This is a genomic window from Streptomyces sp. NPDC055078 (assembly GCF_053607985.1).
Genome location: NZ_JBSGUP010000262.1, coordinates 1 through 10613, shown reverse-complemented (window position 1 = coordinate 10613; position 10613 = coordinate 1). Strand labels below are relative to the sequence as shown.

The 10613-nt window shown below is 69.8% G+C and carries 12 protein-coding genes and 1 riboswitch; of the genes, 2 read left to right on the top strand and 10 right to left on the bottom strand.

Annotated elements, in window-relative coordinates:
- Positions 1 to 235: 235 nt before the first annotated feature.
- The 10 genes from ACWF94_RS21740 to clpS all read right to left on the bottom strand — a co-directional run bounded on the left by ACWF94_RS21740 (position 236) and on the right by clpS (position 8226).
- Positions 236 to 1186, bottom strand: coding sequence for a PLP-dependent cysteine synthase family protein (locus tag ACWF94_RS21740; protein WP_453490767.1), 951 nt, complete (start codon positions 1184 to 1186; stop codon positions 236 to 238).
- Positions 1186 to 1485 carry a MoaD family protein gene (locus ACWF94_RS21735; protein WP_453490764.1) on the bottom strand — a complete coding sequence of 100 codons (300 nt, stop codon included), beginning with the start codon at positions 1483 to 1485 and terminating at the stop codon, positions 1186 to 1188. The genes ACWF94_RS21740 and ACWF94_RS21735 overlap by 1 nt, the downstream gene beginning before the upstream one ends.
- A gap of 92 nt (positions 1486 to 1577) precedes the next feature.
- Positions 1578 to 1682, bottom strand: a complete 105-nt coding sequence (locus tag ACWF94_RS21730; RefSeq protein WP_347732139.1) for a putative leader peptide — start codon at positions 1680 to 1682, stop codon at positions 1578 to 1580.
- Between the two features lie 177 nt (positions 1683 to 1859).
- Positions 1860 to 2738 (bottom strand): ABC transporter ATP-binding protein, encoded by an 879-nt coding sequence (locus ACWF94_RS21725; protein ID WP_453490761.1) that lies wholly within the window; start codon positions 2736 to 2738, stop codon positions 1860 to 1862.
- Positions 2735 to 3751, bottom strand: coding sequence for a FecCD family ABC transporter permease (locus ACWF94_RS21720; protein WP_453490758.1), 1017 nt, complete (start codon positions 3749 to 3751; stop codon positions 2735 to 2737). Before ACWF94_RS21720 ends, ACWF94_RS21725 begins: the two co-directional genes overlap by 4 nt.
- On the bottom strand, positions 3748 to 4776 hold the full coding sequence (locus ACWF94_RS21715) for an ABC transporter substrate-binding protein (protein ID WP_453490755.1): 1029 nt from the start codon (positions 4774 to 4776) through the stop codon (positions 3748 to 3750). The genes ACWF94_RS21720 and ACWF94_RS21715 overlap by 4 nt, the downstream gene beginning before the upstream one ends.
- 43 nt (positions 4777 to 4819) lie before the next feature.
- A riboswitch (cobalamin riboswitch) is annotated at positions 4820 to 4948 on the bottom strand.
- A 98-nt stretch (positions 4949 to 5046) separates the two neighbouring features.
- Complete coding sequence (locus ACWF94_RS21710; protein WP_453490752.1) at positions 5047 to 5469, bottom strand: Mov34/MPN/PAD-1 family protein; 423 nt, start codon at positions 5467 to 5469, stop codon at positions 5047 to 5049.
- A gap of 54 nt (positions 5470 to 5523) precedes the next feature.
- Entirely contained in the window at positions 5524 to 6963 is a 1440-nt protein-coding gene (locus ACWF94_RS21705) for an amino acid permease (RefSeq protein ID WP_453490749.1), read from the bottom strand.
- 364 nt (positions 6964 to 7327) lie between these two features.
- Positions 7328 to 7921: a DUF2017 domain-containing protein gene (locus ACWF94_RS21700; RefSeq protein ID WP_453490746.1), complete on the bottom strand. Its 594-nt coding sequence runs from the start codon at positions 7919 to 7921 to the stop codon at positions 7328 to 7330.
- Positions 7921 to 8226, bottom strand: a complete 306-nt coding sequence (gene clpS / locus ACWF94_RS21695; RefSeq protein ID WP_453490744.1) for an ATP-dependent Clp protease adapter ClpS — start codon at positions 8224 to 8226, stop codon at positions 7921 to 7923. The genes ACWF94_RS21700 and clpS overlap by 1 nt, the downstream gene beginning before the upstream one ends.
- A gap of 214 nt (positions 8227 to 8440) precedes the next feature.
- Here clpS and ACWF94_RS21690 point away from each other — a divergent pair, with 214 nt between their 5' ends.
- Positions 8441 to 9769 (top strand): nicotinate phosphoribosyltransferase, encoded by a 1329-nt coding sequence (locus tag ACWF94_RS21690; protein WP_453490741.1) that lies wholly within the window; start codon positions 8441 to 8443, stop codon positions 9767 to 9769.
- 212 nt (positions 9770 to 9981) lie between these two features.
- The gene (locus tag ACWF94_RS21685; RefSeq protein ID WP_453490738.1) at positions 9982 to 10569 is read left to right on the top strand and encodes an isochorismatase family protein; all 588 of its coding nucleotides are present in this window, start codon (positions 9982 to 9984) and stop codon (positions 10567 to 10569) included.
- Positions 10570 to 10613: the final 44 nt, after the last annotated feature.

The following is a 10613-nucleotide window of genomic DNA, read 5'->3' as shown; positions in this document are numbered from 1 at the left end:
GCCACATACACGCACCCGGGTACGCACATCCAGCCCGTTGGGGGTCCCCCCGGACGAAGTCTGGGGGGGGAGATTGAGGACACGTACCCGGGTGCGCAATTCCAGCCCGTCCGGCGATTGAGGACACGCCCGCAGGGCGTGCGCGGCAGCCGACGCACCGGCACGGGACCCCGAGGGCTCCACCCCGGTGGGGGTGCCCTCGGGTAGGCCCGGGCGGGGGCTCAGGGCCTGGGGCTCAGGCCCAGAGCTGGCCCTTGAGGGTGGCGATGGCGGCCTCGGTGGTGGGGGCGGTGTAGACGCCGGTGGAGAGGTACTTCCAGCCGCCGTCGGCGACGACGAAGACGATGTCCGCGGACTCACCGGCCTGCACCGCCTTGCGCCCCACCCCGATCGCCGCGTGCAGCGCCGCCCCGGTCGACACCCCCGCGAAGATCCCCTCCTGCTGGAGCAGCTCCCGGGTGCGGGTGACCGCGTCCGCCGAGCCGACGGAGAAGCGGGTGGTCAGGACGGAGGCGTCGTACAGCTCGGGCACGAAGCCCTCGTCCAGGTTGCGCAGACCGTAGACGAGGTCGTCGTAGCGCGGTTCGGCGGCGACGATACGGATGCCGGGCACCTGCTCGCGCAGAAAGCGGCCGACGCCCATGAGGGTGCCGGTGGTGCCGAGGCCCGCGACGAAGTGGGTGATGGAGGGGAGGTCGGCGAGGATCTCGGGGCCGGTGGTGGCGTAGTGGGCGCCCGCGTTGTCGGGGTTGCCGTACTGGTAGAGCATCACCCAGGACGGGTTCTGCGCGGACAGCTCCTTCGCGACGCGGACGGCGGTGTTGGAGCCGCCCGCCGCCGGGGAGGAGATGATCTCCGCGCCCCACATGGTGAGGAGCTGGCGGCGCTCTTCGCTGGTGTTCTCGGGCATCACGCAGACGATCCGGTAGCCCTTGAGCTTCGCGCCCATGGCCAGCGAGATGCCGGTGTTGCCCGAGGTGGGCTCCAGGATGGTGCAGCCCGGGGTGAGACGGCCGTCCTTCTCCGCCTGCTCGATCATATGGAGCGCCGGGCGGTCCTTGATCGAGCCGGTCGGGTTGCGGTCCTCCAGCTTGGCCCAGATCCGGACGTCGTCGGACGGGGAGAGGCGGGGAAGGCGGACCAGCGGGGTGTTGCCGACCGCGTCGAGCGGGGAGTCGTAGCGCATCAGTACATGCCCACCCGGCGGGCACCGGAGCCGCCGGCCACGGCCGGGAGGATCGTGACGCTGTCGCCGTCCGACAGCTTGGTGGAGATGCCGTCCAGGAAGCGGACGTCCTCGTCGTTGAGGTAGACGTTGACGAAGCGGCGGAGCTGTTCCCCCTCCACGACGCGTTCCTGGAAGCCGGGGTAACGGGTCTCCAGGTCGGCGAGCAGCGCGGCGAGGGTGTCTCCGCTGCCCTGTACGGCCTTGGAGCCGGCGGTGTAGGTGCGGAGGATGGTCGGGATGCGGACCTCGATGGCCATGTCGTGGACTCCAGTCGGAAGGCGGTGGGCGCGCGGATCGGCCCTCGCGCCAGGGGTTCGTGCGTCGGGTGGGCCGGCTGCTCGGGTACAGCTCAGGTACACATCGCGCTGGCAAGGCGGCACAGGTCGACATGCAGCCGCGCAACGAGCAGTACGGAGCCGCTCGGCGTCTTGTCGCGCATGTCGTGGAGAACCATGCGGTCATCGTATCGATTCCCGGTCCGGGTTCCGGAATGGCGTCTCGTATCGCGGACGGGATCGGCTCAGCAACTGGGCGGGGGCTCTCGGCGGAGCCGTACGGGGGCCCATCGGAACCGGGTGGAGGGGCGTCCCCGGAACCGGGCCGGGGCCCGCGGTGGAGCCGGTCCGGGGCCTCAGCGGGCGGGGGGCAGATAGGTGATCGAGGGTGCTCCGGTGACCGGATGCGGGGTGATCTCGGCGTCGACCTGATAGACCTCGGCGAGCAGCTCCGGGGTCAGCACCTCCTCAGGGGTGCCGGACGCCACGAGGCGCCCGGCCCGCAGGACATGGAGGCGGTCGCAGTAGTACGCGGCGAGGTTGAGGTCGTGCAGGGCCAGCAGGCTGGTGGTTTCCAGGGTCCGGACGAGTCCGAGGATCTCCATCTGGTATCGGATGTCGAGATGGTTGGTGGGCTCGTCCAGCACGAGCAGCGCGGGCCGCTGGACCAGGGCGCGGGCGACCAGGGCGCGTTGGCGTTCACCGCCGGACAGGGAGGGGTACGCCCGGTCGGCGAGGTCGGCGACCCCGAGCCGGGCGAGGGCGTCGTCCACGGCGGCGGTGTCCCGGGCGGTGTCGGACTCCCAGAACCGCTTGTGGGGTGCGCCGCCCATGGTGACGATCTCGCGCACGGTCAGTTCGAACTCCCCCGAGTTGTCCTGCGGGACGCTCGCCACCCGCTGGGCACGTGCCTTGGGTCCGAGGGCGGCCAGATCGGTGCCGTCGAGGCGGATCTGCCCGGCGGTGGGGCGCAGGGTGCCGTAGACACAGCGCAGGAGGGTCGTCTTGCCGCTGCCGTTGGGGCCGACGAGTCCGACGGTGGTGCCGGGCGGGGCGTCGAGGTCGATGCCGGTGAGCAGGGTCTTGCCGCCGGTCCGGTAGCCGAGTCCGGTGAGGGTGAGGGACGCGGCCCGGGCCCCGGCAGCGGCAGCGGAGGACCCCCGGGTGTCGGCGGAAGGGGCCGGGACAGGAGCTGCGGAAGGGTTCGCGGCAGGCGTGTTCACGCGGGCGTTCACAGCGGTGCTCCTTCGGTGCGGCGCGAGCGCATCAGCCACAGGAAGAGCGGGCCGCCGATCAGCGCGGTGAGGACGCCGACCGGGATGTCCTGCGGTGCGGCGGCGGTACGGGCGGCGAGATCGGCGACGACCAGGGCGACCGCGCCGCCGAGTGCGGCGACCGGCAGCAGCGCCCGGTGCGTGGCGCCGACGAGCAGCCGGGCGGCGTGCGGCACCATCAGGCCGATGAAGCCGACGGCGCCGCTGACGGCGACGAGTACGGCGGTGACGAACGACGCGAAGATGAAGACGGCGGCCCGGAAGCGGGAGACGTCCAGGCCCAGCACGGTCGCGCCCTCCTCCCCGACGAGCAGCAGATCCAGCGGTCTGGCGAGCGCGAGCAGCAGCGGCAGACAGAGGGCGACGACGGCTCCGGGGAGCCAGATGTTCTCCCAGCGGGCGCTGCCGAGGCCGCCGAGTGTCCAGTAGAGGGCGTCGCGGAAGTGCTCGGGCCTGGCGGACACCATCAGGATGAGGGTGGTGAGGGCGGTGAGGATGTACGACATGGTCACCCCGGCGAGGACCAGCCGGGTGCCCGTCATGGTGCCGCCCCGGCGGGCGAGACCGTAGACGAGGATCAGCGCGACGAGCGCCCCGAGGAACGCCCCTGCGGGCAGGGCGGTGGCGGTGCTCGCCCCGATGCCGAGGGTGATCACGAGGACCGCGCCGGTGGAGGCCCCGGAGGAGATCCCGAGCAGGAAGGGGTCGGCGAGGCGGTTGCGGACGAGGGCCTGGAGGACGGTGCCGACGACGGCGAGCCCGGCGCCGACGGTCATCCCGAGGAGGACGCGGGGCAGCCGTACGTCCATGATGATCGTCCGGATGGGGCTGGGCTCGGCACCCGGCAGCAGCGCCTCGACGACCTGAGCGGGCGGGATGCGTACGGAGCCGAGGCCGAGCCCCGCGACGACCGCCACCGCGAGGGCGATCAGCAGGGCGACGACCACGGCCCCGTACCGCAGTCGGGACTTCACCTCGTGAGCTGCGCCGCGAGCCGGGTGATGGCGTCGGGTATCCGTACCCCGAGGACGGCGTCGGACAGCGGCAGCACCGCGAACCGCTTGTTCCTGATCGCCGGTACGTCCCGCAGCACCGGGTCTTCGAGGAGGCGCCGCTTCTTCTGCTCGACGGTGGTGGAGCCGTAGTCGTAGATCACGATGACCTCGGGCTTACGGGCCACGACCTGCTCCCAGGTCGCGTCGCCGAAGGTCTTGCCGAGGTCGGCGAAGACATTGCGCCCGCCCGCGCGGGTGATCAGTTCATTGCCGATGCCCTTGCCGCCGACGGTGAAGGCGGTCTTGTCGCCGCTGTCGTAGACGAAGACGGGGACGGGGGTACGGCTGCCGAGACCGGCCTCGGTCTTCTTGACCGCCGCGCGCGACTTCGAGATCCACTTCTGGGCGCGGTCGCCGACGCCGAAGGTGTGGCCGATCTCGTCGATCTCGCGGTAGACGTCGTCCAGCGTCGTCTTCCCCTTGGTGCAGTACTCCAGGTTGATGCGGCTGTCGATACCGGACTTCTTCAGCTCGTCGCGGGTGCGTCCGTCCTTGGCCTCGAAGGCGCTGCCGTAGCCGCCGTAGACGAAGTCGGGGTTGACGGACAGCAGCTTCTCCCGGGAGGGGTACTCCTTGGAGACGACGGGGATCGCGTCGTACGCCTTCTGGTGGCGCGGCAGGATCCTGTCGTCCAGGAAGGCGGTCCCGACGAGGGACTTCTCCAGACCGAGTTCGAGCATGATCTCGGTCACGTGCTGGTTCATGGTGACGGCCCGCTTCGGGGCGGCCTTGAAGGTCGTCTTCACCCCGCAGTTGTCGACCGTGTACGGGAAGGACGCGCCCGGCAGGGCGGTGTCGGTCCCGTTCCTGTCTTTGCCGTTGTTGTTGTCGTTGTCGTTGTCGCGGGAGGTGTCCTGGCCGGTTCCGCAGGCGGCGAGGGGGAGCAGCAGGGCGGCGGCTGTCAGGGCGCGGCGGGCGCGATGGCGCCTGGGCAGGGCGGACATGACGGGGTAGTGCCTCCTCCGGGGATTTCCACGTCCCCTGGGTGTGGGAGAAGGGCGGCGAGGTCAGTTCCTGGCTGCCAGAGGACGCCTGAGAACCGCGTCGCCTGAACACAGTGGCGGGACCGCGCCGGATTCACACCGGCTTCCTGGGTCCTGCCGCCCGCTGTATGGAGTTGGAGTCGAGCCTGTGCCGGACTGTACGGCGTGGGAGCCCGTACCGGGTGGGAGTCCTTGAGGAGCCGAGGAAGGAGCTGAGGAAGGAGCCGGGGCTCAGTATGCCTCGACGATCTTCACTTCTTCCTCGGTGACCTCGCCGTCCACGATCCGGTACGAGCGGAACTGGAACGGTCCGGCGGCGTCCGTGTCGGCGGTGGAGACCAGGACGTAGTGCGCTCCTGGCTCGCTCGCGAGGGAGATGTCCGTACGGGAGGGGTACGCCTCGGTCGCGGTGTGGGAGTGGTAGACGATCACCGGCTCCTCGTCGTTGTCGTCCATCTCCCGGTAGAGCTTGAGCAGGTCCGCCGAGTCGAACTCGTAGAACGTGGGCGAGCGGGCCGCGTTCAGCATCGGGATGAAGCGCTCGGGGCGACCGCTGCCCTCGGGGCCCGCGATCACACCGCACGCCTCGTCGGGGTGGTCGGCACGGGCGTGCGCCACGATCTGGTCGAAGAGGGCCTGGGTGAGCGTCAGCATGCCGATCAGCATAAGCAGAGGGCCGACGGCGGGTGCGTGCCCGGTCCGGTGGGCTCAGCGCCTGGCGAACGCCGCGCCCTCCGGGTTCCGCCTCTTCAGTACGAGATACGCCACACCCAGCCCCAGCGCCCACAGCGGGGCGAAGTACAGCGAGATCCGGGCGTCCTTGTCGATCCCCATCATCACGATCACCATCGCGATGAACGCGAGTGCGAACCAGCTGGTCCAGGGTGCGCCGGGGGCCTTGAAGGAGGACTGCGGGACCTCGCCGCGATCCGCCTTGGCGCGGTAGCGGAGCTGGCTGATCAGGATCATGATCCAGGCCCACATACCGGAGATCGTGGCGAAGGAGACGACCTTGTTGAAGGCGTCGCCGGGCCACTGGTAGTTGATCCAGACACCGATCAGCATCAGACCGGCGGAGAAGGTGGTGCCGATCAGCGGGGTGCCGTTCTTCGTCAGCCGGGTGAAGAGCTTCGGGCCCTGGCTGTTGAGGGCGAGGTCGCGGAGCATCCGGCCGGTGGAGTACATGCCGGAGTTGCAGGACGACAGGGCGGCGGTGAGAACGACGAAGTTGACGATGCCCGCGCCGACCGCGAGGCCCATCTTGTCGAAGGCGGCGACGAACGGGGAGACGCCCGGCTGGAAGTGGGTCCAGGAGACCACCGAGAGAATCATGATCAGGGCGCCGATGTAGAAGACGGCGATCCGCCAGGGCACGGTGTTGATGGCCTTGGGCAGGGTCTTCTCCGGGTCCTTGGACTCGCCGGCCGTGACGCCGACCAGTTCGACCGCGAGGAAGGCGAACATCACGATCTGGAGCGTCATCAGCGTGCCGCCGATGCCCTTGGGGAAGAAGCCGCCGTCGCTCCACAGCAGGGACACGGACGCGGTGTCACCCGCGTCGGAGAAGCCGAGGGTGAGGATGCCGAGACAGATCAGGATCATGCCGACGATCGCGGTGACCTTGATCATGGAGAACCAGAACTCCAGCTCGCCGAAGAGCTTGACGGAGATCAGGTTCGCGCCGTAGAGGATGAACGTGAAGACCAGGGCCGAGACCCACTGGGGGATGTCGAACCAGTACGTCATGTACTGGGCCGCGGCCGTGACCTCCGTCATTCCGGTGACGACCCAGAAGAGCCAGTACGTCCAGCCGGTGGCGAAGCCCGCGAACGGGCCGACGAACTCGCGCGCGTACTCGGAGAACGAGCCCGCGACCGGGCGGTACATGAGCAGTTCGCCCAGCGCCCGCATGATGAAGAAGATGACCAGGCCCGCGATCGCGTAGGCCAGGATCAGGCTGGGGCCGGCCTTGGAGATGGCCTTGCCCGCGCCGAGGAAGAGACCGGTGCCGATCGCCCCGCCGATCGCGATCATCTGGATCTGCCGGGTGCCCAGACCGCGCTGATAGCCCTGGTCCGCGTCCGCGGGCCCGGTGGAGACCGGCCGCCCGTCGGGCCCGTCCTGCTTGTCGACCTGCACTGAGGTCATGGTGATGCGCCCTTTCTCCATGCCGATCCGTGTCCGCGCCTGTGCGTCTGTGCCTCGCGCGGATACGGATCAGGTCCTGATCCCCCCGGATATGGATGGAGTGCCACCGGCGATCCGCCGGTCACAGCGCCGCCAGGGGCATGGGTGGCGCCCCTGGCGGTCGTGCAGATCCATCACGCGGACAGCGGAGATCACTCACGGAGAGTGTGGCGTACGCCACAGAGAGAAGCGGACAAAAATCCCCCGGCACGGCAAAGCACGCCCGTTCGGTGACATGATCGTTATCCGGATTTGAGCGTCTGTTGAGCGAACAGGGAGGGGGCCGGCGGCATGCGGGAGGGGCCGGGACGGCAGTCCGGAACGGCTACGGCATCAGGGTCTCGACGAGGGTCTCCTGGAGGACGCCGAGCCAGAGGTAGGCCATCACCATCGGCTTGCGGGGGTCGGAGTCCGGGAGCCGGTAGAGCCCGGCGCCCTCGTCCTCGTCGGAGACCTCCAGCCGGGTGCCGATGGTCAGCCGCAGATCGTTGAGCGCGCCGAGCCAGTGGTGACAGTCCTCAGGGGTGAGTTTCAGTACGGCCTCGTCCTCACCGGTCGTGGTGAGGGAGTCGAGGGACCGTACGACCGAGAGGGCGTCGTCGCGCTTGCGGGAGCGCAGATCGTGTTCGGTGAAGCGCCTGAACTCCGCCGAGGCGGCCCGCAGTTGCTCATCCGCCTCGTCGGCGTCGGGGCCGCCGTACGCCTCCGGGAAGAGGCGGGCCAGGGCGGGGTCGGAGGGTGGTTCGCTCGGACCCTCGGCGAAGAGCGCGGCGAGCGGGTCCTCACCCTCGACCGGCTCGTCGGCCGGTCCGATCAGTTCGAGGAGCTGGACGGCGAGCGAGCGCAGGATGGAGATCTCGACCTCGTCGAGCGCGATGGCCGCACCCCCGCCGGGGACCGGTTCGAAGTGTCCCGCCATCAGTCGCGGTCCTGGGAGAGGGTCGCCCACAGTCCGTATCCGTGCATGGCCTGCACATCGCGCTCCATCTCCTCGCGGCTGCCGCTGGAGACGACGGCGCGTCCCTTGTGATGGACGTCGAGCATCAGTTTGCGCGCCTTGTCCTTGGAGTATCCGAAGTACGCCTGGAAGACATAGGTGACGTAGCTCATCAGATTGACGGGGTCGTTGTGGACGAGCGTCACCCACGGCACGTCGGGCTCGGGAACGGCGAAGGTCTCCTGCGCCGACTCGGGGCGTTCGATCTCAGTGGGAGCAACACTCACCCGTCCATGCTGCCACCCGAGGGGGCGTATCGCACAAACGACGTCCCCTTCCACTGCGCCGTCCGCCGGGCGCGCGGAGCTTTCGATACCGAGCGGCCGAAGGCCCCGCGCCCCCCATCTCGTCACTTTGACGAAATGTGCGATAGCATCCAGGCCATGGCTGGATCGCCCGGGGTCTCCGGGCGGCCGAGACGAAAACGCGAGGTCGAGTGTCGTGAACCCTGCGGACCTGGGGCTGCCGGTGGACGTCCCCTCAACGGCCCTCTTCACCGACCAGTACGAGTTCACGATGGTCCAGGCGGCCCTGAGGGCGGGCACGGCCGGCCGCCGGTCCGTCTTCGAGGTCTTCACCCGCAGACTGCCCGATGGACGGCGCTACGGCGTCGTGGCGGGCACCGGGCGGGTGCTGGACGCCGTGGAGAACTTCCGCTTCGACGACGGCGTACTCGGGTTTCTGCGCGAGCGGCGGATCGTCGACGGGCCCACGCTCGACTGGCTCGCCTCCTACCGCTTCGGCGGGGACATCTGGGGCTATCCCGAGGGCGAGGTGTACTTCCCCGGCTCGCCGATCCTGCGCGTCGAGGGCTCCTTCGCCGAGTGCGTGCTGCTGGAGACCGTGATCCTGTCGATCCTCAACCACGACTCCGCGATCGCCGCGGCGGCCTCCCGGATGTCCGCCGCCGCCGGGGGGCGCCGACTGATCGAGATGGGCGCACGGCGTACGCACGAGCTGTCCGCGGTGGCCTCGTCCCGCGCCGCGTACGTCGGCGGCTTCGACTCCACATCGGATCTCGCGGCCGGTTTCCGCTACGCGATCCCCACCGTCGGCACCAGCGCGCACGCCTTCACCCTGCTGCACGACAGCGAGCGCGACGCCTTCCGGGCCCAGGTCGACTCGCTGGGGCGGGGCACCACCCTGCTGGTCGACACCTACGACGTGGCCGAGGCCGTCCGTACGGCCGTCGAGATCGCGGGTCCCGGGCTCGGGGCCGTACGGATCGACTCCGGGGATCTGCTGCTGGTCGCGCACCGGGTGCGGCAGCAGCTCGACGAGCTGGGCGCACGGGACACGAAGATCACGGTCACATCGGATCTGGACGAGTACGCGATCGCGTCACTGGCCGCCGCACCCGTCGACGCGTACGGGGTCGGCACCCAGCTCGTCACCGGCAGCGGGCACCCCACCTGCTCCATGGTCTACAAGCTCGTCGCCCGCGCCAGGTCGGCGGACCGGTCGGCTCCGCTGGAGGCCGTGGCGAAGAAGTCGCTGGGCGGGAAGACCTCGGTGGGCGGCCGCAAGTGGGCCGCGCGGCGGCTGGACGCCGACGGGGTCGCCGAGGCCGAGGTCGTCGGCGTCGGCCCGGTGCCGGACGAGCTGGCCGGCCGGCAGCTGCTGGTGGAACTGGTCAAGGGCGGCGATGTCGTCGCCCGCGAACCGCTGGACGCGGCCAGGGACCGGCACACCGCGGCGCGGGCCGGACTGCCGATGTCGGCCATACAGCTGTCGCGGGGGGAGCCGGTGCTGCCGACGGAGTACGTGTGAGTACGGATGAGTACGGAGTACCTGTGAGTACTGGTGAAGGGCGGGCGCGAAGGCGTATCTGTTAAGGGTGGTACGAAGGCACGTGTGAAGCCTCTGTCCGTGGAAAGGCTTTTCGGTAGCCGCCCATTCGCACCATCCTGATGGCCCCCGATCCATCCTTATGGCCCCCGATGCCCGCTCTCGAAAACCCCAGAGCCCGAAGGACAGCCGCCATGCACCGCGCCTTGATCGTCGTCGACGTTCAGAACGACTTCTGCGAAGGCGGCAGCCTCGCGGTGACGGGGGGTGCCGAGGTCGCCGCCGCCATCACCGACCTGATCGGCGAGACCGTGCCCGCGGGCTATCGCCATGTCGTCGCCACCCGTGACCACCACATCGATCCCGGTGACCACTTCTCCGACACCCCCGACTACGAGAACAGCTGGCCGCGCCACTGTGTCGCGGGCACGGAGGGCGTCGGGTTCCACCCGAACTTCGCGCCCGCGGTGGCGTCGGGCGCGATCGACGCCGTGTTCGACAAGGGTGCGTACGCCGCCGCGTACAGCGGCTTCGAGGGCGAGGACGAGAACGGCGTCACCCTCGCGCAGTGGCTGCGGGCCCACGATGTCACCGAGGTCGACGTCGTGGGCGTCGCGACCGACCACTGCGTCCGCGCGACCGCGCTCGACGCCGCCCGGGAGGGCTTCACCACGCAGGTCCTGCTGGACCTGACGGCGGGGGTCTCGAAGGAGCGTACGGAGCGGGTGCTGGAGGAACTGCGAGCCGCGGGCGTCGAACTCTCCGGCAAGCCCCTGGTCTGACCCGGGCCGGAGCATGCCCACCCGGGTGCGCACATTCCCGGCGA